The 26,257-nt window shown below is 63.1% G+C and carries 29 protein-coding genes; 11 read left to right on the top strand and 18 right to left on the bottom strand.

Going from position 1 to position 26,257, the window contains the following annotated elements; translation table 11 throughout:
* Positions 1–4: 4 nt before the first annotated feature.
* From tolR to Amn_RS25120, 4 genes are all read right to left on the bottom strand, one after another.
* Positions 5–463, bottom strand: coding sequence for a protein TolR (gene tolR, locus Amn_RS25135; RefSeq protein ID WP_067956797.1), 459 nt, complete (start codon positions 461–463; stop codon positions 5–7).
* A 10-nt stretch (positions 464–473) separates the two neighbouring features.
* Complete coding sequence (gene tolQ / locus Amn_RS25130) at positions 474–1,184, bottom strand: protein TolQ (protein WP_067956800.1); 711 nt, start codon at positions 1,182–1,184, stop codon at positions 474–476.
* A gap of 359 nt (positions 1,185–1,543) precedes the next feature.
* On the bottom strand, positions 1,544–2,011 hold the full coding sequence (gene ybgC / locus Amn_RS25125) for a tol-pal system-associated acyl-CoA thioesterase (protein ID WP_067956802.1): 468 nt from the start codon (positions 2,009–2,011) through the stop codon (positions 1,544–1,546).
* A 164-nt stretch (positions 2,012–2,175) separates the two neighbouring features.
* Complete coding sequence (locus tag Amn_RS25120) at positions 2,176–2,997, bottom strand: class I SAM-dependent methyltransferase (RefSeq protein WP_182574285.1); 822 nt, start codon at positions 2,995–2,997, stop codon at positions 2,176–2,178.
* Between the two features lie 314 nt (positions 2,998–3,311).
* On the opposite strand from Amn_RS25120, the gene Amn_RS25115 reads away from it, so the two are divergent.
* Positions 3,312–4,553, top strand: a complete 1,242-nt coding sequence (locus Amn_RS25115; protein WP_376775606.1) for a glycoside hydrolase family 5 protein — start codon at positions 3,312–3,314, stop codon at positions 4,551–4,553.
* A gap of 12 nt (positions 4,554–4,565) precedes the next feature.
* Here the strand turns inward: Amn_RS25115 and Amn_RS25110 are convergent, their stop codons facing one another.
* The 10 genes from Amn_RS25110 to Amn_RS25065 all read right to left on the bottom strand — a co-directional run bounded on the left by Amn_RS25110 (position 4,566) and on the right by Amn_RS25065 (position 10,695).
* Positions 4,566–5,468, bottom strand: a complete 903-nt coding sequence (locus tag Amn_RS25110; protein WP_182574287.1) for a metallophosphoesterase — start codon at positions 5,466–5,468, stop codon at positions 4,566–4,568.
* Positions 5,465–5,956: a GNAT family N-acetyltransferase gene (locus Amn_RS25105; RefSeq protein WP_182574288.1), complete on the bottom strand. Its 492-nt coding sequence runs from the start codon at positions 5,954–5,956 to the stop codon at positions 5,465–5,467. The genes Amn_RS25110 and Amn_RS25105 overlap by 4 nt, the downstream gene beginning before the upstream one ends.
* 3 nt (positions 5,957–5,959) lie before the next feature.
* Complete coding sequence (gene ruvB, locus Amn_RS25100; RefSeq protein ID WP_067956812.1) at positions 5,960–7,000, bottom strand: Holliday junction branch migration DNA helicase RuvB; 1,041 nt, start codon at positions 6,998–7,000, stop codon at positions 5,960–5,962.
* Positions 7,001–7,040: 40 nt separating this feature from the next.
* Positions 7,041–7,661, bottom strand: a complete 621-nt coding sequence (gene ruvA, locus Amn_RS25095) for a Holliday junction branch migration protein RuvA (RefSeq protein WP_182574289.1) — start codon at positions 7,659–7,661, stop codon at positions 7,041–7,043.
* Between the two features lie 13 nt (positions 7,662–7,674).
* Positions 7,675–8,091 carry a type II toxin-antitoxin system VapC family toxin gene (locus tag Amn_RS25090; protein WP_210283767.1) on the bottom strand — a complete coding sequence of 139 codons (417 nt, stop codon included), beginning with the start codon at positions 8,089–8,091 and terminating at the stop codon, positions 7,675–7,677.
* The gene (locus tag Amn_RS25085; RefSeq protein ID WP_154386618.1) at positions 8,072–8,341 is read right to left on the bottom strand and encodes an AbrB/MazE/SpoVT family DNA-binding domain-containing protein; all 270 of its coding nucleotides are present in this window, start codon (positions 8,339–8,341) and stop codon (positions 8,072–8,074) included. Before Amn_RS25085 ends, Amn_RS25090 begins: the two co-directional genes overlap by 20 nt.
* A 103-nt stretch (positions 8,342–8,444) precedes the next feature.
* A complete protein-coding gene (locus tag Amn_RS25080) occupies positions 8,445–8,696 on the bottom strand; it encodes an AbrB/MazE/SpoVT family DNA-binding domain-containing protein (RefSeq protein WP_154386617.1) in 252 nt (83 codons plus the stop codon).
* A gap of 60 nt (positions 8,697–8,756) precedes the next feature.
* Positions 8,757–9,278 (bottom strand): crossover junction endodeoxyribonuclease RuvC, encoded by a 522-nt coding sequence (gene ruvC / locus Amn_RS25075; RefSeq protein WP_154386616.1) that lies wholly within the window; start codon positions 9,276–9,278, stop codon positions 8,757–8,759.
* Between the two features lie 90 nt (positions 9,279–9,368).
* Positions 9,369–9,902, bottom strand: coding sequence for a protease adaptor protein RcdA (gene rcdA / locus Amn_RS25070; protein WP_067966050.1), 534 nt, complete (start codon positions 9,900–9,902; stop codon positions 9,369–9,371).
* Between the two features lie 415 nt (positions 9,903–10,317).
* Positions 10,318–10,695: a hypothetical protein gene (locus Amn_RS25065; RefSeq protein WP_067956827.1), complete on the bottom strand. Its 378-nt coding sequence runs from the start codon at positions 10,693–10,695 to the stop codon at positions 10,318–10,320.
* 449 nt (positions 10,696–11,144) lie between these two features.
* On the opposite strand from Amn_RS25065, the gene Amn_RS25060 reads away from it, so the two are divergent.
* On the top strand, positions 11,145–11,696 hold the full coding sequence (locus Amn_RS25060) for a DUF2269 family protein (protein ID WP_067956829.1): 552 nt from the start codon (positions 11,145–11,147) through the stop codon (positions 11,694–11,696).
* 37 nt (positions 11,697–11,733) lie between these two features.
* Here Amn_RS25060 and Amn_RS25055 read toward each other — a convergent pair whose 3' ends face one another.
* Together Amn_RS25055 and Amn_RS25050 are read right to left on the bottom strand one after the other, a co-directional pair.
* Positions 11,734–13,368 carry an acyl-CoA synthetase gene (locus tag Amn_RS25055; protein WP_182574292.1) on the bottom strand — a complete coding sequence of 545 codons (1,635 nt, stop codon included), beginning with the start codon at positions 13,366–13,368 and terminating at the stop codon, positions 11,734–11,736.
* A gap of 57 nt (positions 13,369–13,425) precedes the next feature.
* Positions 13,426–14,196, bottom strand: coding sequence for a sulfite exporter TauE/SafE family protein (locus Amn_RS25050; protein ID WP_067956835.1), 771 nt, complete (start codon positions 14,194–14,196; stop codon positions 13,426–13,428).
* Positions 14,197–14,370: 174 nt separating this feature from the next.
* Between Amn_RS25050 and Amn_RS25045 the strand changes: the two genes are divergently transcribed.
* The 7 genes from Amn_RS25045 (at position 14,371) to Amn_RS25015 (ending at position 20,753) form a co-directional block, all read left to right on the top strand.
* Positions 14,371–15,018, top strand: a complete 648-nt coding sequence (locus Amn_RS25045; protein WP_154386614.1) for a thiamine phosphate synthase — start codon at positions 14,371–14,373, stop codon at positions 15,016–15,018.
* A gap of 6 nt (positions 15,019–15,024) precedes the next feature.
* Positions 15,025–16,140, top strand: a complete 1,116-nt coding sequence (locus Amn_RS25040) for a tetratricopeptide repeat protein (RefSeq protein WP_067956843.1) — start codon at positions 15,025–15,027, stop codon at positions 16,138–16,140.
* A gap of 103 nt (positions 16,141–16,243) precedes the next feature.
* Positions 16,244–16,810 (top strand): elongation factor P, encoded by a 567-nt coding sequence (gene efp / locus Amn_RS25035; RefSeq protein ID WP_018429990.1) that lies wholly within the window; start codon positions 16,244–16,246, stop codon positions 16,808–16,810.
* Between the two features lie 25 nt (positions 16,811–16,835).
* Positions 16,836–17,636 (top strand): inositol monophosphatase family protein, encoded by an 801-nt coding sequence (locus Amn_RS25030; protein ID WP_067956845.1) that lies wholly within the window; start codon positions 16,836–16,838, stop codon positions 17,634–17,636.
* A 175-nt stretch (positions 17,637–17,811) separates the two neighbouring features.
* Positions 17,812–18,501, top strand: coding sequence for a PAQR family membrane homeostasis protein TrhA (gene trhA, locus Amn_RS25025; protein ID WP_067956848.1), 690 nt, complete (start codon positions 17,812–17,814; stop codon positions 18,499–18,501).
* 199 nt (positions 18,502–18,700) lie between these two features.
* Entirely contained in the window at positions 18,701–19,720 is a 1,020-nt protein-coding gene (locus Amn_RS25020) for a MotA/TolQ/ExbB proton channel family protein (RefSeq protein ID WP_286292991.1), read from the top strand.
* 1 nt (position 19,721) lies between these two features.
* A complete protein-coding gene (locus tag Amn_RS25015) occupies positions 19,722–20,753 on the top strand; it encodes a peptidoglycan -binding protein (protein ID WP_067956854.1) in 1,032 nt (343 codons plus the stop codon).
* A gap of 349 nt (positions 20,754–21,102) precedes the next feature.
* On the opposite strand, the gene Amn_RS25010 is transcribed toward Amn_RS25015, so the two are convergent.
* Both Amn_RS25010 and Amn_RS25005 read right to left on the bottom strand, forming a co-directional pair.
* Complete coding sequence (locus Amn_RS25010; protein ID WP_154386613.1) at positions 21,103–21,429, bottom strand: hypothetical protein; 327 nt, start codon at positions 21,427–21,429, stop codon at positions 21,103–21,105.
* Between the two features lie 74 nt (positions 21,430–21,503).
* On the bottom strand, positions 21,504–21,857 hold the full coding sequence (locus Amn_RS25005) for a DUF1304 domain-containing protein (protein ID WP_067956860.1): 354 nt from the start codon (positions 21,855–21,857) through the stop codon (positions 21,504–21,506).
* Between the two features lie 138 nt (positions 21,858–21,995).
* On the opposite strand from Amn_RS25005, the gene Amn_RS25000 reads away from it, so the two are divergent.
* Both Amn_RS25000 and Amn_RS24995 read left to right on the top strand, forming a co-directional pair.
* Positions 21,996–23,480: a carboxypeptidase M32 gene (locus tag Amn_RS25000; RefSeq protein WP_154386612.1), complete on the top strand. Its 1,485-nt coding sequence runs from the start codon at positions 21,996–21,998 to the stop codon at positions 23,478–23,480.
* A 45-nt stretch (positions 23,481–23,525) separates the two neighbouring features.
* Positions 23,526–26,159 (top strand): DUF3857 domain-containing transglutaminase family protein, encoded by a 2,634-nt coding sequence (locus tag Amn_RS24995; protein WP_286292979.1) that lies wholly within the window; start codon positions 23,526–23,528, stop codon positions 26,157–26,159.
* Positions 26,160–26,257 lie beyond the last annotated feature (98 nt).

Genomic DNA, 26,257 nt, shown 5'->3' with positions numbered 1-26,257 from the left:
CGGGCTACTGGTCCTGTTCCTGCAGCGTAACGAGGCCGATCTTGTTGTAGCCGGCGGCCTGGATACGGGCCATGACCTTCATCACCGTACCGTAGTCGGCGGTCTTGTCGCCGCGCACGTAGATGCGTTCCTCGTAGCCGGCCTTGGCGATGGCGCCGAGCTTGGCGACGACCTCGTCGATCGGGATCTCGGTTTCCTGGATGTGGATCTGGCCGGCCTCGTTGATGGAGATGGTGATCGGCTGTGTTTCCGAATTCAGCGCTTTGGCCTGGGTCTCGGGCAGGTCGATCGGCACGCCGACGGTCATCAGCGGTGCGGCCACCATGAAGATGATGAGCAGCACCAGCATCACGTCGACGAACGGCGTGACGTTGATTTCGGACATCAGGCCGTGGTGGCGGCCGCGCCGCCTGTGGCCGCGCCCGCCGCGGCCCGAACCGCCCGCGCTAACTGACATACCCATGGTCTACTCCTCAGGCCCGCTGCGCGACTTTTTCATCGATTTGGCGCGACAGTATGGCGGAGAACTCGTCCGAGAAGCCCTCCATGCGCATGCCAATCTTGCCGGCGTCGGATGACAGCTTGTTGTAGGCGATGACCGCGGGAATAGCGGCGAGCAGGCCGATTGCGGTTGCCAGCAGTGCCTCGGCGATGCCGGGGGCGACGACGGCGAGGTTGGTCGACTTCGAGCCGGCAATGGCCTGGAACGAGGTCATGATGCCGACGACGGTGCCGAACAGGCCGATGAAGGGGGCGGCCGAACCGATGGTGGCGAGGAAGCCGAGCCGGCCTTCCAGCCGCTCCATCTCGCGCGTCAGCGCCAGGTCCATTGCCTTGTCGATACGGGTCTGCAGCGCCAGCGGCGATTTGGCGCCCTTCTCGAAACTCTTCTTCCACTCCTTCATGGCAGCGACGAAGATCGCGCTCATGCCTGTGGTCTTGCGGTCCGAAAGGTTGCGATAGAGCTCTTCCAGCGACTGGCCCGACCAGAAGATCTGTTCGAAGCGGTTCAGCGCTGCGCGCATGCGGTTGTAGGCAACCAGCTTGTCGACGATGATCGCCCAGGTCCATACCGACGCGCCGAGCAGGCCCAGCATCACCAGCTTGACCACCCAGCCGGCCTGCCAGAACAGCGCCCAAATCGACAATTCCGCGCCGGTTTGGGCGAGAGGTAGGTTTTCCATCTTGTAACAGTCCTTAAGATTTCCGGGCCCGGCTCGCAGCTAGCCCTTGCGCATCATCCCATCGTGGTCCGTTCGCGCGAAGCTTCCGGAAGTGCCCCAAAATGCGCCTTTTCGGCCTTTTCGGAGCCAATTTTGGTGAAAGGAAGGCCGCTCGGAATACTTACGACTTTCACCGACCCCTTAATGGGCCGTTATGGTTAAAGATGGGTTAGGAACATGATGGTGCGCCAACCTGCCACCCGGTGCGACGGGATTGCAGCGCTCCGGAGCCCAGTAATCGCTGCGCGGCGTCACACGATCTCGTGATCAGTGAACTCTCATGGCAGGGCCGTCGGCGGTGTGCTGCCGCTCGGCCGACGTTACCGTCCGGGCATGAAGGCTTCGATCCAGTCCTTTGGGAAACGCCTGGGGCGGCCATTCTCGCCGATAATTGCCGCTTCGACCTTGGCTTCGACCAGCACCTCGTCACCGCGTTTCAACTGCTGGGCCATGGTGATGCGGGCGCCCGAGACGTCCTGCGTCCGGGTTTCGATGGTCAGGATGTCGTCGATCTTGGCAGATCCGCGGAAATCGATCTCCATGCGGCGCACCACCCAGACGATCTTTTCGCCATGCTTGCCGTCGACAAGTTCGGTGTGGTGGACGCCGGCGAGGCGCAGGAAGTCCGAGCGCCCGCGTTCAAAGAATTCGAGATAACGCGCATGGTAGACGACGCCGGAGAAGTCGGTGTCGGCATAATAGACCCGCGCCATCAGCCGGTGGCCGAACGGCGTCAGGGCGCCGGATAGGCCGGCCGCCAGCAAGTCCTGGTCCACATCATCCGCCATTGCACATCCTCTTTGCGGTCCATTGTCGGCACGATCCGGCAACAGGGCAGGGAGTCCGATGGCATTATCGGTGGCAACGATCAAGAACTGTCTGACGCATTGCCGGCACGGGTTTGTCGACAGCCGAGCAGCCTTGGCCAGGGCAGCGCCTTGCGGCAGTTCCGTCAGACCTTTTCGCCCTGCCTTTCGGCAGGTGCGACGCTCAGGTCCTGGCATGCCTTCTGCAGTCGAGCCTGCGTACCCATCGGCCCCGGACGTTTGCGCGAAAACACCAGCAGGTTGGTCCGCATGGCCGGCGGCATGAGCCATTGCAGCAGCGAGACGAAGGCAAAGCCCGCCGCCGTGCCGCCATGATATTTCGGCGTGCCGTTGGAAACGTAGCCATGGTGCGACCAGCTCTTTTCGTCGAAGGCGCGCCGAATGCTGCCCAAGGTGTTCATGCGGTAGAATGTCGGAAACGCATCTTCCCGTGGCCGCTCGGGCCACACCAGCCTCATGATGCGATCCTTCACCGTTTCCGGCACCAGCGTGGTGCCAATCCCGACATAGCCAAGGCGGTTCGGGGTGAGCGCGCAAAGCCATCCGCCGGGCCTGAGCACCCGGTGGATTTCCTGCGCGAACTGCCGGGGATGTTCGACATGCTCGATCACCCATTCGCAGATGATGATGTCGACGCTTGCGTCTTCCAGTGGCAGGCGGCCGCCAGGTTCAATGACCCGCGCCTCGTCGAGATGCGGATGCGTCATCACCACCGGGTCGACGTCGATGCCGATGACCTTCCTCACGCGGCCATGGAAATTGCAGAACCACTTGCGGAAAGGCGCACTGCCGTGGTCGAAACGGGAGCCGCGCCCGGCCCCCAGGTCGACGACCACCATATCGGGCTCCACAAGGGCGTTGACGCGCGTGTAGAACTCGATCGCCTCATCGTCCCGGGTAAATCCGCCGGCTGCTGTCTCAGGCCGCCATTGGTCAACCACCGTCATTGCATAACCCCCGCTGCGCAATCGATCGAAATTCTATCAATAGCTGTGATCTGCAAACAAGTATCCATGCTTAGCAAACAAATCATGAAGATCATCGTTTACGGTTAACCTGAAAATTTATTGCTTTCAATGCAGATACATTCGCAATGGATCTCGCGCAGCTTTTGTAATGAATCGTGCCGACGAATCTGTCGACGTGTTGTTTAGAAGGTGCTTTAGTGCGTCGGTGGCCTGGACTTTCACCATGTTCGGCCTTGGGGCTTTCCTTTCTCCGGGCTTTTGGGCACCAATTCTGTCTGACCGAGAGGGTGGCGATGGTGGTGATGATCCGAACCTTAGTGATGGCCTTGCTTGTGCTCGCGTTGCCGCTCTGCACGGCCGACGCGGCGACTTTCACGATGAAGCGGGGCATCAATCTCGATATCTGGGAAACCTGGCCCGGTGAGGGCAAATGGGACGACGCGAACGTCATCCTGCCGTTTCCCGAATGGCGCCAACGGCTCGGTGAGGGCGACCTGAAAACGCTCAAGGCCGGCGGGTTCGACGTCGTGCGCATTCCCGTCGACCCTTCGGTGTTCCTGTCCAAAAAGACAGAACCGCTGCGCGAACAATTGCTTGAGAGCGTCCTGGAGTCGGCGCGCATGGTCAACGCGGCCGGGCTCAAGGCGGTGGTCGACCTTCACCTCATTCCGTCAGGCGGCAATGGCCAGATCGGCATGTCCGAGGTGATGGACGATCCGGCCAATTTCGACCGTTATGTCGAGCTGGTCCGGCAGATGGGACTCACCTTGGCCAAGGAAGATCCGGGCCTGGTCGCCTTTGAGCTGATGAACGAGCCGGTCGTCGATTGCGAACAAGGCGAGGCCAAGCTCTGGCCTGAACGTCTCAAGCGCCTTTATGCCGCCGCGCGCGCAACGGCGACCCGCCTGACCCTTGTGCTGTCCGGCAGTTGCTGGGCCGGTGCGGAAGGTCTCGCCGCGCTCGACCCCAAGGATATTCCCGACGACAATGTCATCTGGACGTTCCATTCTTACCAGCCGTTCCTGCTGACCAGCCAGGGCGCCACCTGGGCCGGCGACTTCATTCGTTATGTTACCGGGCTGCCTTATCCGCCCTATGCCGTGCCTCGCGCCGAGCTTGATGCTGTGCTCGACAAGGTCCGGGCCAAGATCCGGGCCGAGGCGCCGATGCTGCGCCGGGCCGGCATGCTCGCCTATCTCGATGAGCAGATCGCCCTGATCGACAGCAAGGAAAAGCTCGAAGCCGAGCTCGACGCGCCGTTCCGCCAGGTCGATGCCTGGGCGAAGAAGCACGACATCTCGCCCGACAATATCTATCTCGGCGAGTTCGGCATGATCCGCCAGGAGTACAACAATCCCTACGTCATGCCCGGTGCCTGGCGCGCCGCTTATGTCAACGACATGATCGCTCGCGCCGAGGCGCGCGGTTATGCCTGGTCGATCTGGGGCTACGGCGGCGCTTTCGGCATCGTCGACGAATTCGAGGGGCGGAAGGCGGAACCTGACGTGCTCGAGGTTGTGAAGGGGCTGAAGTAGCTTCGCTTCAGCTCAACCCAGGTCGATCGTGAGGATTTCCGGACGCACGCCGAAACGGATCGGTGCGATGCTGAAACCGAGGCCGCCCGAAATGATGAGGTTGCGGCCAGCTTCGACGACGTGGCCATAGGCGTAGCGGTTGCCGTAACGCGAGGGAACGACCGGCGAATAGCCGAACAAGCGCACCTGGCCGCCATGGGTGTGGCCCGACAGGGTCAACGCAACGCGGCTGGGAACGTCGGGGAAAATGTCGGGCTCATGGGCGAGCAGGAGGACAGGTGCCTCATCGCCGACTTTCGCCAACGTGCCTCTAAGGTCGTGAAGCCCGGTGAAGCCCTTGCGGCCCCATGCTCTGCCTGGCCGCAAGGCCAGCTGGTCGGCGAGGCCTGCGATCCAGAAGCCATGACCTTCCTTTTCCAGCCGGACGACGTCGTTTTCCATGACGGGAATACCCGCCGCTTCCAGCGCCCGCCTGGCAATTGTCGGACCTTGCCCGGCCTTTTGCGCCGTCAGGTCCTCCCACCAGTCATGATTGCCAAGGATGGAGAACACGCCGAGCGGTGCCTTGAGGCCCGAAAGGGCCGAAGCCCATTCATGGGAATCGACCCAGCTGCTTACCATGCGGGTTCCAGCGACGTAGTCGCCAAGCAGTACGATGATGTCGGGCTCCAGCGCGTTGGCTTCTTCCGCCAACGAAGCGATGCGCTCTGGCGTCATCCATGGCCGGCAGGCGTGGATGTCGGCGAGCGCCACGACGCGCAGCTTCAAGCCATCGGGCCAGTTGGGCGGGGTCAGCGCGTAGCGTTTCACCCGTGTCAGCAGCATCGGTTCGATGCCGACCGCATAGCTGCCAAGCGCCGCCGCAGCCAGGACCGAACCGCCGAGAAAACGGAAGAAGCCGCGGCGAGTGATCAAGCTTTGGCACTCGTGCGATGGCGCTCGAAGCGCTGCTCGCGCACGCCGCCGGACCACTGGTCGCGTTCTTCCTCGGCAACGAGGTTGAAGCCGAACGATTCATAGAGATGCCGGGCCGGACCGAGCCCGACGAATGTCGTGAGATAGACGCCGGGAAAACCCTTGGCGTCGACATGCGCCATGGCCTTGTCCATCAGCCGGCGCCCAAGGCCCGTCCCGCGCGCGCCATCGCTGGTGATGAACCAGCGCAGATGCGCCAGCAGCTCCGTCGAGGTCGGAGCCTCCAGGCTGATCGTGCCAAGCAGGGCGCAGTTGTCGTCATCCTCAGCGGCGAAGAAGTCGAGGCCGGGTCTGAAGTCGCGCATGAAGGCGGAAAGCTCGCTGGCGACCTTGGCCTCGAAAGGCAGCCCAAAACCCCAGTCGCGGGCGTAGTAGACGGCGTGCAGTCCAACGATGTCGGCTATCAGTCCGGGGCGATAGCCGATCATGTATCAGTCTTCCTCTTGGAACAGGTTGATCTGCTGCACGGCAAGGTCGCGCGGGATCTCGAGGCCAAGGTGCTTCCAGGCATTGGCCGTCAGCACGCGGCCGCGCGGCGTGCGTTGGATGAAGCCCTGTTGGATCAGATAGGGCTCGATGATGTCCTCGATGGCGTCGCGTGGCTCGGACAGGCCGGCGGCGATGGTCTCGATGCCGACCGGGCCGCCGCCGAAATTCATCGCGATCATCGAGAGGTAGCGCCGGTCGAGCGAATCGAGACCGAGTGCGTCGACCTCCAGCCGCGACAGCGCCTCATCGGCGATGCGGCGGTCGACCGGACCGGAGCCGGCGACGGCGGCGAAGTCGCGGACGCGGCGCAAGAGGCGGCCGGCGATGCGCGGGGTGCCGCGGGCCCGGCGCGCGATCTCGATGGCGCCGTCGTCGGCGAGCGGCATGCCGAGGATGCGGGCGCCGCGCCGCACGATCAGCTCAAGCTCCTCGACCGTATAGAAATTGAGCCGGGTCGGGATGCCGAAGCGGTCGCGCAGCGGGTTCGTCAGCAGACCGAGACGGGTGGTCGCGGCGACAAGCGTGAACTTGGCCAGGTCGATCTTGACCGAGCGCGCCGCCGGACCTTCGCCGATGATCAGGTCAAGCTGGTAGTCCTCCATCGCCGGATAGAGGATTTCCTCGACTGCCGGGTTGAGGCGGTGGATCTCGTCGATGAACAGCACGTCGCGTTCTTCGAGATTGGTCAGCAGTGCGGCAAGGTCGCCGGCCTTGGCGATGACCGGGCCGGAGGTCGAACGGAAATTGACGCCGAGCTCGCGTGCCATGATCTGGGCGAGCGTCGTCTTGCCGAGGCCGGGCGGACCGACGAACAGCACATGGTCGAGCGCCTCGCCACGGCCCTTTGCCGCCTCGATGAAGATCTTGAGATTGGCGCGCGCCGCCGCCTGGCCGACGAAATCGTCCAGCGTCTGCGGGCGCAGGCTGTTGTCGGCATCCTCGCCGCGTTTGTCGGGGGTGATAAGACGGTCAGGCGAATTCATGCGTCCGTCCTCGCACGGAGACCGGCTGCGAGCAAGGCGCTCACCGTGCCAGCTCCTTCAGGCCGAAGCGGATCAGCTTGGAGGAATCGGCGTCTTCGCCGACGCTCTTCATGGCGGCGGCAATGGCGTTGGCGGCGATGTCGCGAGAATAGCCGAGATTGACCAGTGCCGAGACCGCGTCGGCGATGGGGGCAGGGGCGACGCCTTCGCCGAGTTCCTGCTTGAGCCCGATCGTGCCCGTTGCCTCGCCGGCGAAAGCCGGGGCCTTGTTCTTGAGCTCGGTGACGATGCGCTCGGCAACCTTCTTGCCGACGCCGGGCGCGCGACTGACCATGGCGATGTCGCGCAGCGCGATCGCGTTGGCGAGATCGGAAGGCGCCAGCGTCGACAGGATCGCCAGCGCCACCTTGGCGCCGACGCCCTGGACGTTGGCCATCAAGAGCTTGAACCACTCGCGTTCCAGCTCGGTCTTGAAGCCGTAGAGCCGAATCATGTCTTCGCGGACATAAGTCTCGATGAACAGGATCGCGGCTTCGCCGACGCCGGGCAAGGCTGCGAGCGTGCGCGTCGAGCAATAGGCGACGTAGCCGACGCCATGCACGTCGAGCACGCAGAAATCCTCGCCGATCTCGTCGACGGTGCCCTTCAACTTGCCGATCATGGTTCAAGCCTCGTCATGGATGGGTATCGGGCGCGATGATCTCGAGCTCGGGGAAATAGGTGCGGTAGCGGGTGGCGTCTCGGGTCAACAGGCGATGTCCGGACACAAGCGCATGCGCCCCGATGAGGAAGTCGGGCAGGGCCCGCTCACCGCGACCGCCCCGCTGCCGGTATTCGCGGTGCGCCCAACCGGCGGCCAGCGCGGCCTCGAAAGGTATGTCCTCGAAGGTCCATAGCGTCGAGACAAAGACGCCTTGATAACGCTCCGCCGAAACGAACTCATGCGAAACTTCGGCTGCGACAATGGCATTGAATATCAGGTCGCCATACCGTCGTGCTTCTCGAATCTGCTGCCTGGACCAGGTCGCCCACTGCGAGCCGGGCTCGACGACATCAATGATGACGTTGGAATCAATGATTGTCGCGGACATCACGATCCCTGGTCATGGCCATGATGTCATCGGCAGTCAGATTGCTGTCGCCCGTACCTTCGATACGCCGGAACCAATCCTCCAGGCTGCGGTCAAGCGCCTTCGCCCGCATATCTGGCTCGGTGCCGCGCACCAGTTCGACAGCGCCGTCGGCGCGTTCGACAAAATCCACCTCCGACCCTGCCTCGATGCCGAGCCGGTCACGGATTTCCTTGGGGATCGTCACCTGGCCCTTTGTGGTCACGCGCATGGTAATACCTCGTAGGTATTACTTAGTGGCGATGTGAGAACAAGTCAAGAACACGTAGGTCGCGGCGAGGGTGTGGTGTGCGGTCGGGGCGCCTGACTGGACGTCACCGGCCCTTCACCAGCGCCAGCATTTCGTCACCATTTGTCGCCAGATCCCCGGCGCCTTCGAGCCGGTCGAGAATGGCCAGGAACCGGTCAAGCCGGTCGCGGTCGGCCAGCCTGTTGATCTCATCCTTGGGCACGATGGTGATCTTGCCGCCTTCGATACCGAAAATCACCTCGGTGTTGGCGCCGATGCCGAACGTCTCGCGCAGATCGCGAGGGATCGTCACTTGGCCCTTGCTGGTAACCCGCATGGAATCATTCCTCTTCTTGCCGGAAAGGAATGTTGCAGCGATGAGAACAAGTCAAGAACATCACGCGTGAGCGGCAGCCAATGCAGCCAGCCTGTATGCCGGGCTCTGGCGGTGGTGGGCATGGCAGATGGCGATTGCGAGGGCATCAGCGGCATCGGCGGTGTCGAACACCGACTTCGGCAACAGCACCTTGACCATCATGGCGATCTGCTTCTTGTCGCCGTGGCCGACACCGATGACCGCCTTCTTCACCGCATTGGGTGAGTACTCGGCTACGACGAGCCCGGCGCGGGCCGGCACCAGCATGGCGATGCCGCGCGCCTGGCCGAGCTTCAGGGTTGCAGTGGCATCCTTGTTGACGAAGGTCGCCTCGACGGCCGCCTCATGCGGCATTTCGCGGTGAAGCACGTCGGCTAGGCCGTCATGCAACTGGCAAAGCCGGCTGGCGAGCGCCGCCTTGTTGTCGGAGCGCACGGTGCCGGCGGCGACGAACCGCAGCGCGTTGCCGAGGCTCTCGATGATGCCCCAACCGGTGCGCTGAAGGCCGGGATCGATACCAATGATACGAATCGTCTCTCTCATCCGCGAACTCTATCTTCACGGAGACAAGACGCCAGAAAAATGTGAACAAAACAGAAACAATCCCCGCGTCATCGCAGGGATTGTGCTGCGTCAGTTGCGGGCAAAGGCCGTGTTGAGCAGGCTGATCTGGTCGGAAACCGGGTTGCTGCGGCGCATCGCCTGCACCGGCACGACGGTTGCGCCGTTGCCATAGATTTCATCGTCCATGCGGCGCACATGCGCCTGAAGGCGCAGCGAGCGGCGCACCAGGTCGACGAAATCGGCGGGCAGTTCGTTCCAGCCGGCGGCGTCGTCATGGGCGGAAGCCGTGTCGAGCCGCACCTTGGACTTCTCCGAGGCGACCTGGTCGCGGGTCATCTCGCCTGAGTTGGCGGCGCGCTGCAAAAGCAGCCACGAGGCGATCTGCATCAGGCGGGTGGTCAGCCGCATCGATTCGGCGGCGTAGAGGGTGGCGGCAAGCCGCGACAGCTTCTTGGCCTCGACGCGGCCGGCACCGTCGAGATACTCGGCGGCCTGTTCGACCAGGCCCATGCCCTCATTGTAGAGGGGCTTGAAGGACGGCGAAAACACCCGCCTTTCGGCGAGCTTGATCGTGTTTGCGCTTTCCCTCGAAGGCTCGTTCATCATCGCTACCCTGCACCCTGTTCGCGTTCTGCCCGTCTTTCCCGACGGATTCTGCGCGGCCGTTCCTATACGCCAAGCCCGATGAAAATGCGCTTCCGCCGATGTGAACGCAAGCGCATGTTTAACAAAGGGTTAACGCGCCGGATCGGATAGCTTTTGGAGGGCATTTCCGAAGGCGCGCGGGCGAAAAAAAGAGCCGCGGAAAAGCGCGGCTCTCAGGAGTTTAACAGGGAGGCGTCAAACAAAGTGGCTCCAACCACTCGGTAAGAATCCAGATGACTGGATACGCACAGTAAACACTGGGAATGCTTAATGGGCGCTTAAGATCGGTGCCGATTTCGCCTTATGGCGCGTTAGACTGTGCCGGCACGGCACAACGGTGTGGCGTTGCCGGCAGGCAGGATCTTATGCCGACTCAGGACTTCCACACCGTCGGCAGGGCGATGAAGGCAAACAGCAGCATCGCTGCGTAAAAGCCCATCGACGACATCGCCACCACAGGTTCGATCGCCGCATTGCCGCCGAGCAGGAAGAACAAGCCGACCAGAAGGCCGATGCCGCTGACCGCCGTCAGCCAGAAATGGACCTTGGCCAGCGTCTTGTCGCGGGCGACAGGAAAAAGATGGTAGAAGAAGGCGAACACCGCCGACATCAGCCAGCCCGCCACCATGGTGTGGGCGTGAACCGGCATCTGGCTGTGGTCCTGGCTGATCGACATGTGCAGGCCAAGCGCCATGCCGCACAGCGCGTAGACGACCGCGAGCGTGAAGAAATTCCGTGCTACCCCTTGCATTGTAGTCTCCTGATGCCTTTTCCCCCAGCAGGGAATGGGTTGATGTCGGCCCGTGACGAACCGCTGTTACGGCGCATGTGCACCGGCCGTGTTTCCGCAGCATGCCGCACGGCCAGGCCGCGCGCATGTCGGGTCGTTACATTGCAGATATCGTCAGGATGATGTGTCCGGCCATTCGCCCCCCGCGGCCGGTTGGATACGCGCCCCTCCAGCGCATGAAGGACGATATCACGTCGCCCGGTCGGCATTACATGCCTTGTAGCTGAAATGACGTGTTTTCCCCTGCCACCTTGTGGGGCCCCCGACCATCGTTTCCATTGCCGAAACATCCCGCCGTTTTCATCGACACACTACCGAAACAGCACCGGCGCTATTAGCCGGCCCGAAAATGAGCGCGGCCTGAAGTGGGTGCTGCGATTTCGCAAAACCGGATTGGAAAGGTCAGGAGTATGGATTGGTACTCTCTCTTCAAGTTTCTTCACGTCGTCGCAGCCGTTCTCTGGGTCGGCGGCGGCTTCGCACTGATGCTGCTCGCGGTTCGCGCCGACCGTGCCGGCGACACCGACGGCATGTTGCAGGTCATGCGTTCGGTCGGCGAACTCGGCAACCGGCTGTTCATGCCGGCATCGCTGGTCACGCTTCTGCTCGGCCTCGTCATGTGCTGGTTCTGGGTCGGCTTCACCGATCTCTGGATCGTGCTCGGGCTTGCAGGTTACGCCATGGCCTTCCTGATCGGCACCCTGGTGTTCAAGCCGACCGCCGACCGCATGGCTGCGATCATCGCCCGCGATGGCGTGACGCCTGCAGCGCTCGATCAGGGCCGGCGCATCCTCAAGGTGGCGCGATTCGACTATGCGATGATGCTGATCATCGTCGCCGACATGGTGCTCAAGCCGACGGCTTCCGACCTACCGATCCTCTCGGCGATGGCTGTCGTTTTCGCGGCCGGCTTGTGGGCAGCCTTCGATGGCCTGCACCCGTCCACCGTGGTTGCGGCCTGAAGGAATGGGCGCGCTTCCGGCGCGTCGCCCTCGATCCTTATCCCTTGGCCATGTCGCGCAGCCGGAACTTCTGGATCTTGCCGGTCGAGGTCTTGGGAATCTCGGCGAAGATCACCGCCTTCGGCACCTTGAAGCGCGCGAGCAGGGAGCGGCAGTGCTCGATGATTTCGGCCTCCGTCGCTTGCCTGCCTGGCTTCAGCTCGACATAGGCAATGGGCACTTCGCCCCATTTGTCGTCGGACCGCGCCACCACTCCGCATGAAGCGACCGAGGGGTGCTTGTAGAGCGCGTCCTCGACCTCGATCGACGAGATGTTTTCGCCGCCCGAAATGATGATGTCCTTGGAGCGATCCTTGATCTGGATGTAGCCGTCCGGATGCATCACACCGAGGTCGCCGGAATGGAACCAGCCGCCGGCAAAGGCCTCGTCGGTCGCCTTCTTGTTCTTGAGATAGCCCCTCATGACGATGTTGCCGCGGAACATCACCTCGCCGATGGTCTCGCCGTCGGCGGGTGTCCTTTGCATCGTCTCGGGGTCCATCACGGTCAGGTCCTCGAGTGCGGCATAGCGCACACCTTGGCGCGCCTTCTTCGCCGTGCGCGGTTCCTTCTCGAGTTTGTCCCATTCGCCGTGCCATTCGTTGACGACCGCAGGCCCGTAGGTCTCGGTCAGGCCATAGAGATGGGTGACGGCGAAGCCGGCGTCGGCCATGCCAGACAGCACCGCTTCCGGCGGCGGCGCGGCAGCTGTGTTGAAGGTGACCTGCTGCTGAAATGTGCGCTTGTCCTCGTCCTGGGCATTGATCAGGATCGACATGACGATCGGTGCCCCGCACAGATGCGTCACGCCATGGTCGGCGATGGCATCATACATTTGCCTCGCGCGTACCCAGCGCAGGCAGACATGGGTGCCGGCCTGCACGGCGAGCGTCCACGGAAAGCACCAGCCGTTGCAGTGGAACATCGGCAGCGTCCAGAGATAGACGGCGTGCTTGGCCATGCCGGCGTGGATGGTGTTGGTGTAGGCCATCAGCGCGGCACCGCGATGGTGGTAGACCACACCCTTGGGATTTCCGGTCGTTCCCGATGTGTAGTTGAGTGAGATCGCGTCCCATTCATCGTCGGGCATCGACCATGCGAAAGCCCTGTCGCCTGTCGCGACGAAGTCTTCGTAGTCGAGGCTGCCGATACGCTCGCCCTTGGGATAGGGGGCGTCCGCGGGGTACTCAGGGTCGTCATAGCAGATGACCAGCGGCTTCACCGTTGCCAGCGCCAGAGCCTCCTTGACCACGCCTGTGAATTCGCGGTCGACGATCAGCAGCTTGGTCTCGGCATGGTCGAGCTGAAAGGCGATGATCGCCGCGTCGAGCCTGGTGTTCAGCGAATGCAGCACCGCCTTTGTCATCGGCACACCGAAATGCGCCTCCAGCATCGGCGGGGTGTTGGACAGCATCACCGTCACCGTATCGCCCTTGCCGATGCCGCTCGCCTTGAGCGCCGCGGCAAGTTTCAGTGACCGTTCCCACCATTGCCGGTAACTCGTGCGCTGGCTGCCATGGATGATGGCGACATGGTCTGGGAACGTCTTTGCGGCGCGTTCGAGAAAGCTCAGCGGCGTCAGCGGCTGGTGATTGGCGGGGGTCTTGTCGAGGTCTTCCTCGTACTTGCCCATGACAGTTCTCCTCCCTGGTCGCGACGAGCCTATTCCACCGCCGCGAGGCGGTCATCCTCACATAAAGTCGACCACCCCGTCATAAAGCAGCTTCAGGGCGACGATTGCCACCGTCGCGTAAGTGAAGGGGTAGAAGATTTCCGGCCGCATCCGCCTGACCAGCCAAGCGCCGGCCAGCGTCGCCAGCGGTGCCAATGGCATCAGCGCCAGCGAGGCGGTCAGATTGGCTGTGTCGAACTGGCCGAGCGCAAAGTAGGGCACCAGCTTGATGGCGTTGGTGACGGCGAAGAAGATGACGCTGGTGCCGGTCAGCACCTTCGGATCCATCCTCAGCGGCAAGGTGTAGACCTGGAATGGCGGGCCACCGACATGGGCGACGAAGCTGGTGAAGCCGGCGATCGATCCCCAGAAGGCGCCGGCGGCGCCGTTCGGCTCGGTCTTGTGGTCGGCGCCGTGGCGCAGGCTGGTGTAAATCCAGCGCGCCACGAAGATGAAGGCGATGGCGCCGACGATGAAGCGCACATTGTCGGCAGTCACGACAGAGGCCATCAGCCAGCCGATGCCGATGCCGATGATCGAGCCCGGCAGCATCTGCCACAGGATCGTGCGGTCGAAGACGCCGCGCCAGGTCCACAGCGACACCACATCCATCAGGATCAGGATCGGCAAAAGGATTGCAGCAGCCTGCACCGGCGAAATCACCAGCGCCATCAGCGGAACGCCGACGAAGCCGACGGCACCGCCAAAGCCACCCTTGGAAAGGCCAACCAGAATCACGGCAGGAACTGCCGCTGCATAGAACCACGGGTCGAGAAGAAGGTCGGTCATCGAGGGCCTCTCGAATCCGCAATATCGGGATGCCGGGCAGTTGGCGAGTGCCTTCCCCATGTTTTCATATGCTTGGGCTTTGCCGCCCATCCTGTTCAACGGCAGCACTTTGTTCTATGCCCCAATGCAAACATGATCGCCTTGCATAGGCGACAAGCACCCGGATCGATGCACATGAACCCAACCACGCCACCCAATCGCTGCCGTATCGTGCTGATCGCGCCGCCGACAGTCGCCCCGCAACAGGTCGAGGCGGCACTCGCCGGTGGCGACGTCGCATCGCTGATCCTGCCCGGCGAGGGCGTCGATGAAGCGTCGTTCCAGAGCTTTGCCGAAAAGGTCGTGGCCGCCGCGCAGAAGGCCGGGGTGGCAGTGGTCGTCGCCGGCGACACCCGCGTCGCCGGGCGTGTCCATGCCGATGGCATCCATATAGAGGGCAACAAGGAAGAGCTTGCGGAGGCCGTCGAAAGCTACCAGCAGCGCATGATGGTCGGTGCCGGTGGCGCAAAGACGCGCGACGATGCGCTTGAGCTCGGCGAAGAGCGACCAGACTACATCTTCTTCGGTCGCTTCGGTTACGACAACAAGCCCGAGCCGCATTCGCGCAATCTCTCGCTCGGTGAATGGTGGTCCGAGATGATCGAGATCCCGTGCATCGTCATGGCCGGTTCGGACATCGCCTCGGTCGAGGCAGTGGCTGCTACCGGCGTCGAATTCGTTGCCCTGTCGTCGGCGGTGTTCGGCGAAGGCATCGACCCGCGCGAGGCGGTGGCCCGCGCCAATGCGCTGCTCGACGAAACCGCGCCGCGTTTCGAGGAGTAGTCATCGATGGATCGTTCGCGCCTTCTTGCCGCTTTGCTGTGCCTGGGCTTTGGGCTCGAGCCCGCGATTGCCGTCGAGAGCGCGCCGATCACGCCGTCCGACCAGGGAGCCATTCCTTCGCTCGGCAAGCCGCTCGACCTGATCGATCCAAATCGCTTCGGACCGGCGCCGATGCCGCTCGACGCCGCGCCCATGCCGGTCGTCGAACCGGTGCCCGCACCTCAAACTCCAGACCTCGGCGCCAATCCGGCGGCCAAGACGACAGACGGCATCGACCCCAACCGTTTCGGCGGCAAGCATTCTGACGAAGCCTACGGCGCCTTCCAGCGTGGCCTCTACAAGACGGCCTACAATCTTGGCATCACACGTGCCGAGGCCGGCGATGCCGCTGCGCAGACGCTGGTCGCCGAGATCCTTTCGCGCGGCCTGGGCGTCGCCCGCAACGACAGCGAGGCGGCCAAATGGTATGAACGCGCCGCAGAACAGGGCATTCCCGAAGCCCAGTTCCAATATGCGCTGATGCTGCTCGATGGAAGATACGTTACCCGCGACGACAAGGCCGCCAATGCGCTGATGCAGGCGGCGGCCGAAGCCGGCAACCGTTTCGCCCAGTTCAACTATGCCCAGATGCTGGTGCAGCGCGAACCGGGCGGCAAGGGCCTCGAAAAGGCCGTGCCCTATTACGAGCGCGCGGCGGCCACCGGGCTGCCCGATGCGCAATACGCCATGGCCCAGGTCTACGCCAACGGCGTCGGCGGCAAGCGCCGCGACGACAACCAGGCGCGGCTGCTGCTCGTCCGTGCCGCCAGGCAGAACTACGACTCGGCCCAGTTCGACCTCGGCTTATGGATGGCCGATGGCCGTGGCGGCGATCGCGACCTGAAATCCGCCTTCGGCTGGATGAAGCTTGCCGCCGATGGCGGCAATGTCGCGGCGCAGAACCGGCTCGCCAAGTTCTATATGGGCGGCATCGGCGTCGATCCCGATCCCATTCTGGCGGCGGCGTGGTACATCAACGCCCGCCGTGCCGGGCTCAACGATCCCGAGATGGACGACTTCCTGCGTGGCCTGACCGACGCCGAGATGAAGCAGGCGCTGGAACGTGCCAACCGTCTGCGCTGATCCAGCGAAAATCTCGACTTCTCTTGCCTAAAAAGCCATTTTGTGGTCTTGGAGGCGCCGATAGCGCCCCTTCCGGCGCAAACCTCTCTTCCGGAATCCAATCATGGCCAAGATCAACGGCAACGAAATCCGTCCCGGCAACGTCATCGAGCATGACGGCGGCCTCTGGGTGGCGGTCAGGACCAATCACGTCAAGCCCGGCAAGGGCGGCGCCTACAACCAGGTCGAACTGAAGAACCTCATCAACGGCACCAAGCTCAACGAGCGTTTCCGCTCAGCCGAGACCGTCGAGAAGGTCCGCCTGGAGCAGAAGGATTTTTCGTTCCTCTACGAGCAGGGCGACGCCCTGGTGTTCATGGACACCGCCAGCTACGAGCAGCTCGAACTGCTCAAGGATTTTGTCGGCGATCGCGCTGCGTTCCTGCAGGACGGCATGATGGTTACCGTCGAGCTCTATGACGAGCGCCCGATCGGCATCGCGCTGCCCGACCAGGTGACGCTGACGATCACCGAAGCCGATCCTGTCGTGAAGGGCCAGACGGCTGCGTCGTCCTACAAGCCGGCCGTGCTGGAAAACGGCGTCCGCGTGCTGGTTCCGCCGTTCATCTCTTCGGGCGAGCGCATCATCGTCGACACCAACGAAATCACCTACGTCCGCCGCGCGGACTGATTTCGACACTGCTGAGGTTGTAGAAATGGCGCGTTCAGCGATCCTAAATGTTATGGTGCAGGCCGCCATGAAGGCCGGCCGCTCGCTGGCGCGTGATTTCGGCGAGGTGCAGAATCTGCAGGTCTCGCTGAAAGGCCCGGGCGACTATGTCAGCCAGGCCGATCGCAAGGCCGAAGACATCATCTTCACCGAGCTGTCCAAGGCACGCGCCGGCTATGGCTTCCTGATGGAAGAGCGCGGCGCCGTCGCCGGCGAGGACGACCAGCATCGCTGGATCGTCGATCCACTCGACGGTACCACCAACTTCCTGCACGGCATTCCGGTGTTCTCGATCTCGATCGCGCTGGAGCGCCAGGGCCAGATCGTTGCCGCCGTCGTCTACAACCCGGCGATGGACGAGCTCTACACCGCCGAGCGTGGCGGTGGCGCCTTCCTCAATGATCGCCGCCTGCGTGTTTCCGGCCGTACCAAGCTGGTCGATGCCGTCATCGGCTGCGGCGTGCCGCATCTCGGCCGTGGCCATCACGGCAACTTCCTGCTCGAGCTGCGCAACGTCATGGGCGAAGTGGCGGGCATCCGTCGTCTCGGCTCGGCCGCGCTCGACCTGGCTTATGTCGCTGCCGGCCGCATGGACGGTTTCTGGGAGACGTCGCTGTCGCCCTGGGACGTCGCTGCGGGTATCCTGCTCGTGCGCGAAGCCGGCGGTTTCGTCTCCGACGACAAGGGCGGCCAGGACATGCTCGACGGCGGCTCGATCGTCGCCGGCAACGAGACCATACACCGCGCGCTCATCAAGACGCTGAAGCGCCCGGTCACGCCGCGCTGATCCGCCGCGTCGCCGGTTTCTTGCCATCGTCAATTACGCCTGCCCATATCTACAGTGCCGCGCGTCCATGTGGACGCGCCAAGGACGCTGTAGAACGTTTGAGCGGTGCATGATCCTTTCCGAAATCGGTACCGATTTTCGAGGTCATGCACCATGAAGGGCGCAGGGACGGACCATGTCGGACACGCAGCGCAAGCCTGACACAGCTGTGCCCTTCGTCGGGCGCTACAGTCATTCGCGCGCCGAGCTGATCGCCGACGGCGTGGTCCATGCGGTCGGCATCGTGCTCGCCGTCGCCGCCGGTGCTGTGCTGCTCTCCGTCTCCGCATTCTTTACGGCCACGGGCGAATATCTCGCCGCGATCGTCTTCGTCGTCGCCCTGCTTACCGTGCTGTCGGTGTCATGTGCCTACAATCTGTGGCCGGTATCGCCGGCCAAGTGGGTGCTGCGCCGCTTCGACCATGCCGGCATCTACCTTTTGATCGCCGCCACCTACACGCCGTTCCTTGTCCAGCTCGACGATCGCGTCACGGCAGGCTGGATGGCCGGCATCGTCTGGTCGGCGGCGGCAGCCGGCATGGCGATCAAGCTGTTCCTGCCCGGCCGGCTCGACCGGCTGGCGATCGCCTTCTACCTTGCCATGGGCTGGAGCGGCATCGTCATCCTGCAGCCGCTGATCGCCACCTTGCCGGCGGCGACGTTGTGGCTGCTGTTTGCCGGCGGCATGGTCTATTCCTGCGGCGTCTTCTTCTACGCGTGGCAGCGGCTGCGCTTCCAGAGCGCGGTCTGGCATGGCTTCGTTGTCACCGGCGCTGGCCTGCATCTGGCCGCAATGATGGACCTTCTGGTCGTGGCGCGGCTTTGACCGACGGCCGGTCCCAGCTCAGCGCGCGCAAGCGTCTTTCATTTTCGTCACATTTCCGCTTACAGTCGTAGTCCACTAACGTAACGCGCCGAAACTCATGAAAAGCTCGGTGCATAGACTTTACGGCGATGGAGCAGCCCGGGCGCATCCGTATGGATAGGCGGGGCTCCGATCGCAGGAAACCGGAACCGGGGCGCCGATGGCATTGTTGAAATCTCTCGGGGTGGGTAAAGGCTCCGATGTGCTGAGCTACGACCCGCACCGCCTGTCCTCTCCGCAGGTGTTCCTGCTGACGATGATCATCTTCCTGGCAATCGTCGCCTTCATCGCCGCGATTCTGACGCGGCAGATCTCCAGCGCTTTCGGCACAAATCCCGGCCTCAACGGTCTGATCCTCGGCGTGCTCGTCATCGGCATCGGGCTGGCCTTCGTCCAGGTCGGCCGGCTGTTCCGCGAGGTGCGCTGGGTCAATTCCTTCCGCGCCGGCTCCGAAGCCACCGAACCGGTGCTGCTGGCGCCGATGAAGGCGATGCTCGGGCGTTCCGCATCAATGGCATTCTCGACCAGCTCGATGCGCACGATGCTCGATTCCATCGCGACGCGCCTCGACGAAAGCCGCGACGTCTCGCGCTACCTCGTCGGCCTGCTCGTCTTCCTTGGCCTGCTCGGCACCTTCTGGGGCCTGCTCGGCACCATCGGCTCGATCGGCGAGACCATCCAGTCGCTTGATCCCGGTTCGGGTGATGCCTCGGCTGTGCTCGAAGCACTGAAGGCCGGCCTCGCGGCACCGCTGCAAGGCATGGGCACGGCGTTCTCGTCGTCGCTGTTCGGTCTGTCCGGCTCGCTGGTGCTCGGCTTTCTCGACCTCCAGGCCGGACGTGCCCAGACGCGTTTCTACACCGAACTGGAAAACTGGCTGTCGTCGGTCACCGATCTGTCCTCCGACATGGTCGTCGCCGACGCCAAGAACGGTTCGGCCGACGAACTCCGCGTGCTCAGCGAGCGCCTGCGCAACATGCAGGAGCAAGGCGGCTCGAACCCGCGTGTCGCCGCCGCCATGGCCAATCTCGCCGATGGCATCTCCGGCCTGGTCAAGAACATGCGCAGCGAACAGCAAATCATGCGCGACTGGGTCGAGGCGCAGTCGGATGAACAGAAGGCGATGCGCAACACGCTCGAAAAGATCGCTGACGCCCTGAAGAAGGAAGGGGTGCACTAAGGTGGCATTGGCGCGCGGGCGGCGCGGCGACCGCCGGATCGACTATTGGCCGGGCTTTGTCGACGCTTTGTCGACGCTGCTTCTGGCCATCATGTTCCTGCTCTCGGTCTTCGTTCTGGCGCAGTTCCTGCTCAGCCGCGAAATCTCCGGCAAGGACGAGGTACTGACCAGGCTCAACTCGCAGATCAACGAGCTGACCCAGCTTCTGGCGCTCGAAAAATCCAGCTCGCAGGACGCCGAAGATGCGCTCGCCAATCTGCAGGCCTCGCTCAATGCGGCCGAAAGCGAAAAGAGCCGCCTTGAACAGCTGCTGTCCCAGGGCGCCGGCGCCGGCGCCGAGGCCAATGCCCGTATCGGCACGCTGTCGGGCGAACTGGAGAGCGAACGCCAGGTCAGCCAGCGCGCGCTGAGCCAGGTCGAGCTGCTCAACCAGCAGATTTCGGCGCTGCGCCGCCAGATCGGCGCCCTCGAAGAGGCGCTCAACGCGTCCGAGGCGCGCGACAAGGAATCCAACACCAAGATTGCCGACCTCGGCCGCCGGCTGAACGTGGCCCTGGCCCAGCGTGTGCAGGAGCTCAACCGCTACCGCTCCGACTTCTTCGGCCGCCTGCGCGAGATCCTGTCCGACCGCGAGAACATCCGCATCGTTGGCGACCGTTTCGTGTTCCAGTCGGAAGTGCTGTTCCCGACCGGATCAGAACAGATCAACGAGGCCGGCCGTGGCGAGATGAAGAAGCTCGCCGACGCCATCATCGAGCTGCAGAAGGAAATTCCGCCGGAAATTAACTGGGTGCTGCGCGTCGACGGTCACACCGACAACATTCCGTTGTCAGGCACCGGACGCTATCGCGACAATTGGGAGCTTTCCTCGGCGCGCTCGACCTCGGTGGTCAAGTTTCTGATCGAGAACGGCGTTCCGGCCAATCGCCTCGTCGCCGCCGGCTTTGGCGAATTCCAACCGCTCGACGACAGCGGCACCGACGAGGCGCGCTCCAGGAACCGCCGCATCGAGCTAAAGCTGACCGAGCGCTAGCCCGCAGCACCGGACTCAGGTGAGGCCGTTCTCAAGATTTCGTGTGTGAACAGGCCCGCCCCATCGGGGGTGGAGTTGCGGCAGGCCGAGGCCGAATGTGGCGGCCAAGATCATCTTTTCTTAACTAGGTTTCTGGCGGTGACGCGCCTAGTTTTCGCTGGCGGTCCGGGAACCGCCGGCGATGACCTCCCACCGTGACACGACGGTTCCAGACGGCCTGCTATTGACGTGGCGTCCTGTCGCGTCCGGCGGGTCCGCAAGTCGCAAAAACGCGCTCTATGGCATTCAAGGCGGCGCTTGCCGCAATCCTTGCTTCAACGCCCCTGGCGACGGCTTTCGCCAAGGAGCATCACGGAACGATGCGCGAGTTTTCGTTCCAGAACAGCCCCAGCGGCGGCGATAAGCCGGACGCGCCGGTGCACTGTCCGACGGTTATGCGACCGGCGGCCAGTTGCGCGCCATCCTTGAGGATCTCCAGGCTGACGATGCCCGCATCATGAGCGACAGCAAGGCAAGGCTGATCACCCCGGCCGAGCTTCGCAGTCTGCGCGGCGAAGAGGCGAGGATCCGCAGGACCGCTGTCCGTGATTCGGCCCGTGACGGCGGCAACATTCCTGCTGGCGCGTACGACCAACTGATGGCGGAGGTCAACGATCTCGGCCTGCAGCTCGACCACGACGCCGCTCTCCGCTAGGAGAAGCGAGTACCCAGTCCCCCCGGATCGCTCCCCGGGGGTGACTGGGTTTTGAGCTACCAGCCGAGCCAGAGTGCCGCCAGTGCCAATGCTGCCGGCACGGTCTGGATGTAGAGGATCTTGCGGCTGACGGTCGCCGCACCGTAGAGCCCGGCGATGGCGACGCAGAGCAGGAAGAAGACCTTGACCTGGAAACCCGCTTCGCCGAGCCACAGGCCCCAGATCAGGCCGGCGACGAGGAAGCCGTTGTAGAGCCCCTGGTTGGCCGCCAGCACTTTCGACGCCGTGGCGAAGTCCGGCTTGAGGCCGAACGCCTTGTGGCCGCGCGGCGTGTCCCACAGCACCATTTCGAGACAGACGATGTAGAGATGGATCAGGGCGACGAGCCCGACCAGTATGTTTGCGACCATAGTCGCCCCCTTCGACCTCAGTTGCACAAGTTGAGCATGCCGGCTGCCGTTCCGGCAAGTGGTGGACCAGCCGAACGGTCTTGCGAAGGCGCACGGATTGGTATCCTCTCGCCGCGACTTTGAGACAGAGGAAATGCCATGTCCTTCGCAAGATTAGACGAACTCGGCCGCAAGCTCGAAGCGCTCGAACATGCGCTCGCCATCCTCGGCGCCGACGAAGCCACCCATATGGCGGTTGGCGGCGGCGCCAAGCGCGCCGAGGCGCTGTCCGCGCTCGCCGGCATGCATCACCGCCAGGCAACCGCGCCCGAAATATCAGACTGGATCGCTGCCGCCGAGACCGAGGCGCTCAATGACGATCAGCGCCTCGCCGTGCGTGAGTTCCGCCGCCAGTACACCAACATGACCTGCCTGCCGACGGAATTCGTCGAGCGCCAGACCGCTGCCCGCCTGCGTTGCGAACAGCTGTGGCGCGACCTCAGGGCCAAGAACGACTGGGCCGGCTTCCAGCCGGCGCTTGAAGGCATCGTCGCCATTGCGCGCGAGGAGGCGGCGCTGCGGTCAGAAGCGCTCGGCCTCGATCCTTATGATGCGCTGATGGAGCAATACGACCCCGGGAACCGCGTTGCCGACATCACACCCGTTTTCACCGACCTCAAGGCCTTCCTCAGGGATTTCGTGCCGGAGGCGCTGGCTGTGCAGCAGGAGCGCCTGGCCAAAAGCCCGAAGCGGCCGCTGTCGGGCGTCTATGCCATCGAGCGCCAGCGCGAGCTTGGCCTGGCGATGATGGGCGCCGTCGGCTTCGACCTGACCCGCGGCAGCCTGTCTGTGTCGCACCACCCGTTCTGCGGTGGCGTGCCGTCCGACGTGCGCATCACCACGCGCTACAAGACTTCCGATTTCCTGTCGGCGCTGATGGGCGTGCTGCATGAGACCGGCCATGCGCTCTACGAACAGAATTTGCCGGAAGCCTGGTCGCACTGGCCGCTCGGCAAGGCGCGGGGCATGGCAGTGCACGAGAGCCAGAGCCTGTTTGTCGAAAAGCAGCTCGGCCGCAACCCGGCCTTCTGGCAATGGGCGCTGCCGCTGGTCGAGCAGCATCTCGGCGAGCGCTGGTCGATGGAGGAGATCCTGCCGCATGTGCACCATGTCGAGCGCGGACTGATCCGCGTCGACGCCGACGAGGTCACCTATCCGTTGCACGTCATCCTGCGTTACGAGCTCGAGCAGGAATTGATTTCGGGTCGTCTTGCGGTCGCCGACCTGCCCGAGGCCTGGGACGCCAGGATGCGCGACTATCTCGGCCTGTCGACCATCGACAATCCGGCCGACGGTCCGATGCAGGACGTGCACTGGCCGAGTGCTGCCTTCGGCTACTTCCCCTCCTACACGCTGGGCGCGATGATGGCGGCGCAGCAGTGGGCAGCGCTGAGCAGGGAACATCCTTCGGTCGACGACGAGATCGCACGCGGTCATTTCGAAACGGTCAACGCCTGGCGTCGCGACAAGATCTGGTCGCAGGCCTCGCGCTGGTCGACCCCCGACCTGCTCGAACGCGCCACCGGCGAAAGGCTCAATGCGGCGCATTTCACGGCACATCTGAAGAAGCGCTACGGCAGGTAACAAAAGCGCGAGGTCTTCTTTCGAGGCCTGGCCTTTACTTCCCGATTGATCCCGCCGACAACATCGCTGTTGTTGTTCGGCGGGGTTTTGGTTGTGGGTTGCAGTATTTCGGCAAGGGACTGGCTCCTCGCCAGCCTTGTTCTGTTTCTGATGGTCTTGCATCCTCGACTTGCCAATGCTGGCAGTGACGTTGGCAAGGGACCTGCCGAAAGCTGGGTAACTGAAGTCGATATTCCGACTGCCGACCCGACCCGGGCCGACCAGATCCGCAACGGAATTTCCAGCCTGCTTTCGGATTGGCAGGTGATGTATCGCCCCGGCGGTTATGTTGAATATGAGCGCGAGGTCTACAAGGTCGTCGACCGCCCGGGGCTCGAGCAGGCTGCGACGATCAACCTGAACTTCGATCCGGCGCGGCATAGCATCAAACTGAACCATCTGCGGGTCATCCGCGACGGTGTCGTGCAAGACAGGCTGGCCGAGGCCACCTTCGATATCTATCGACAGGAGCGCGATTCGGTGCGCGGTGTCTTTGATGGTTGGCTGACGGCGCGCCTCGATGTCAGGGACGTTCGCGTCGGCGACACCATCGACTATGCGACCACGTCGGACAGAAAACAGCTCGTCGGCGAAGATCTGTTTTACTATCGCTTTGCCACCGAGTGGGAGATGCCGATCGGCATGATGCGACGCGAGATCATCTGGCCGACGTCGCGCCCGCTGACGCTCAAGGAGGAGCGCACCACGGTCAAGCCGAAGATATCGAATGTTGCCGGGCACACGCGCTACCTCTGGGAGATCGTCAATCCGGAGCCGGTCAAGGTTGAAGACAATCTGCCGGCTTCATTTGCGCCTTGGGGTTATGTCCAGATATCGTCCACCACAAGCTGGCGAGACGTGGCTGATGCGGTGGCCGCGAGCTATCAGCCGGTCAACACCTTCCCTCCTGCCTTCGCGGCGAAGCTCGATGAAATTGCTGCGCACCAGAGCGATCCGCGGGAACGCATGGTCGAGGCCTTGCGCATCGTTCAGGACGAGGTTCGCTACATCAGCCTCTCGATGGGCGCCGGGTCATACCTTCCGCGTGACCCTGCAACCGTGATCGCCAGCGGCTTTGGCGACTGCAAGGACAAGGCGCTGCTGCTTGCGTCGGCTCTGACCTATCTCGGGGTCAAGGCCGAGGTTGCGCTCGCCGACCTTGATGGCGGTTATGGCCTGGCCAGCTTCCTGCCTGCGTTGCGGGCATTCGACCACGCGATCGTGCGCGCAGAAATCGGCTCCCGCGTCTTCTGGCTGGATGGTACTGATTACCTCCAGGGGGGCCGCGGCGGCCGGCTCGTCGAGCCCGACTACGGCTATGTTCTGCCGCTCTCGAGTTCGAGAGGCGAGCTGGAAAAGATGCAGGCAGCCGAGGCCCACGAACCGACGACTGCCGTTGCCGAGGAGATCAGTTTTCCTGTGCAGGCCGGCGATCCGCTGACCCTGAGGACGGTCAGCACCTACCGTGGCGCCGACGCGGATGCGATGCGGCGCAAGCTGGCGGGCCAGTCGCTTCAAGAGTTCGCCGACAGCTACCTCAAATATTATGACCAGCAATATCCTGGTATTCGCAGCGTGGCGGCGTTGAAACCGGTGGATGATCGCGATCGCAATGTGATCACCTTGTCGGAAGCCTATGAGCTGTCTCCGGAGGCTCTAGCTGCGAACGACCTGGCCAAGAAGTTTCCACTCCGCGCCGATCTTGACGACGGCAGCTTTCCCAAGCCCACAATGATTGGCCGGGTCGGTCCGATATGGATTGGCAATCCGATGTTTCGCCGCCACAGCGTGGTGGTCAAGAACCTGAAGGCCCGGTTCGCCGGGCCGGAGGCGCCGAACGTCATGACGCCGTACATGACCATGCGGATCGAATGGAGCAACACGCCAACGGAGTTCACTCTCAACTGGGACCTGAAAAAGCTGGCATCTGAGGTGCCGGCGTCAGCCGTGGGCGACTACGTAGCGGCGGTCGGCAAGATTACCGACAATACACGGTGGTTCTATGATTTCACCCATGAGGAGCCCGACGAAGAAGAGGGCATGTCGGGACTTCAGGCGATCACATTTGTCGCATGGCTGTTGGCCGTGCTTGCGACCTGTGTGGTCGAACAGCGGACCTTCAAACCACGGCCCGGCCAGCTTTACTGGCCGATCTCGCCTCAGAAGTTCGTCGTGATGACGGTGATGACAGGAGGGTTGTACGGCATGCTGTGGGGCTGGCGCGTGTTCCGCCAGCAGAACCTGGCATATGGCGCGCGTTATTGGTCGTTTCTGCGCGGGGTCTTTCTGTCGTTCTTCGCAGTACAGATTTTCCTCCGCGTCAACCGAGACCTCGGCGCCCGGCAGGTCGCAACCGGGCTGGGCGTAGTAGCCGGATTGCTGCTGCTGGGCAGTGAAGTCTACACCTTTGCGATCGAGCCACCCGAAGCATTCTGGGCGAATGGTCTCAGGATATTCGGCGGTTTGGCCATTTCCGCGCTCGCGCCGCTGCCACTCGTTGTCGCGATCAATCGCATCAATGAAAGAAATCCCGAGTATCTGGCTCGAAACGCCCTGCTCAGCGGCTGGGACAAGGTTTGGATGGTCTTCGGGGTCTTCTTCACCGTGGCTCTGACTCACTACGATCTGACTTCCGGCTGACCGCTCTTTCCCCAGCGGAACCAATGCGGCCAGACTTTCTGCTTGATCTTGCCGTCCGTTGCCCGAAACTCGCCGCGACAGCAGAGGACCTTGGGAGG

The sequence above is a fragment of the Aminobacter sp. Y103A genome (genome assembly GCF_030294925.1).
Classification (GTDB): Bacteria; Pseudomonadota; Alphaproteobacteria; order Rhizobiales; family Rhizobiaceae; genus Aminobacter; species Aminobacter ciceronei.
This window is presented reverse-complemented; position numbering and strand designations above follow the sequence as displayed.

Excerpts from the sequence above, each read along its gene's own strand:
- Amn_RS25085 (WP_154386618.1), bottom strand. The coding sequence starts at position 8,341 with ATGCGCGTGACCACAAAGGGCCAGGTGACGATCCCCAAGGAAATCCGT.
- trhA (WP_067956848.1), top strand. The coding sequence starts at position 17,812 with ATGTCGGACACGCAGCGCAAGCCTGACACAGCTGTGCCCTTCGTCGGG.
- Amn_RS25040 (WP_067956843.1), top strand. The coding sequence starts at position 15,025 with ATGGATCGTTCGCGCCTTCTTGCCGCTTTGCTGTGCCTGGGCTTTGGG.
- ruvC (WP_154386616.1), bottom strand. The coding sequence starts at position 9,278 with ATGAGAGAGACGATTCGTATCATTGGTATCGATCCCGGCCTTCAGCGC.
- Amn_RS25065 (WP_067956827.1), bottom strand. The coding sequence starts at position 10,695 with ATGCAAGGGGTAGCACGGAATTTCTTCACGCTCGCGGTCGTCTACGCG.
- Amn_RS25045 (WP_154386614.1), top strand. The coding sequence starts at position 14,371 with ATGAACCCAACCACGCCACCCAATCGCTGCCGTATCGTGCTGATCGCG.
- ruvB (WP_067956812.1), bottom strand. The coding sequence starts at position 7,000 with ATGAATTCGCCTGACCGTCTTATCACCCCCGACAAACGCGGCGAGGAT.
- ybgC (WP_067956802.1), bottom strand. The coding sequence starts at position 2,011 with ATGGCGGATGATGTGGACCAGGACTTGCTGGCGGCCGGCCTATCCGGC.
- efp (WP_018429990.1), top strand. The coding sequence starts at position 16,244 with ATGGCCAAGATCAACGGCAACGAAATCCGTCCCGGCAACGTCATCGAG.
- Amn_RS25055 (WP_182574292.1), bottom strand. The coding sequence starts at position 13,368 with ATGGGCAAGTACGAGGAAGACCTCGACAAGACCCCCGCCAATCACCAG.
- Amn_RS25020 (WP_286292991.1), top strand. The coding sequence starts at position 18,701 with ATGGCATTGTTGAAATCTCTCGGGGTGGGTAAAGGCTCCGATGTGCTG.
- Amn_RS25050 (WP_067956835.1), bottom strand. The coding sequence starts at position 14,196 with ATGACCGACCTTCTTCTCGACCCGTGGTTCTATGCAGCGGCAGTTCCT.
- Amn_RS25030 (WP_067956845.1), top strand. The coding sequence starts at position 16,836 with ATGGCGCGTTCAGCGATCCTAAATGTTATGGTGCAGGCCGCCATGAAG.
- Amn_RS25000 (WP_154386612.1), top strand. The coding sequence starts at position 21,996 with ATGTCCTTCGCAAGATTAGACGAACTCGGCCGCAAGCTCGAAGCGCTC.
- Amn_RS25105 (WP_182574288.1), bottom strand. The coding sequence starts at position 5,956 with ATGATCGGCTATCGCCCCGGACTGATAGCCGACATCGTTGGACTGCAC.
- Amn_RS25120 (WP_182574285.1), bottom strand. The coding sequence starts at position 2,997 with ATGACGGTGGTTGACCAATGGCGGCCTGAGACAGCAGCCGGCGGATTT.
- Amn_RS25080 (WP_154386617.1), bottom strand. The coding sequence starts at position 8,696 with ATGCGGGTTACCAGCAAGGGCCAAGTGACGATCCCTCGCGATCTGCGC.
- Amn_RS25005 (WP_067956860.1), bottom strand. The coding sequence starts at position 21,857 with ATGGTCGCAAACATACTGGTCGGGCTCGTCGCCCTGATCCATCTCTAC.
- ruvA (WP_182574289.1), bottom strand. The coding sequence starts at position 7,661 with ATGATCGGCAAGTTGAAGGGCACCGTCGACGAGATCGGCGAGGATTTC.
- Amn_RS25060 (WP_067956829.1), top strand. The coding sequence starts at position 11,145 with ATGGATTGGTACTCTCTCTTCAAGTTTCTTCACGTCGTCGCAGCCGTT.
- Amn_RS25115 (WP_376775606.1), top strand. The coding sequence starts at position 3,312 with ATGGTGGTGATGATCCGAACCTTAGTGATGGCCTTGCTTGTGCTCGCG.
- tolR (WP_067956797.1), bottom strand. The coding sequence starts at position 463 with ATGGGTATGTCAGTTAGCGCGGGCGGTTCGGGCCGCGGCGGGCGCGGC.
- tolQ (WP_067956800.1), bottom strand. The coding sequence starts at position 1,184 with ATGGAAAACCTACCTCTCGCCCAAACCGGCGCGGAATTGTCGATTTGG.
- rcdA (WP_067966050.1), bottom strand. The coding sequence starts at position 9,902 with ATGAACGAGCCTTCGAGGGAAAGCGCAAACACGATCAAGCTCGCCGAA.
- Amn_RS25090 (WP_210283767.1), bottom strand. The coding sequence starts at position 8,091 with ATGTCCGCGACAATCATTGATTCCAACGTCATCATTGATGTCGTCGAG.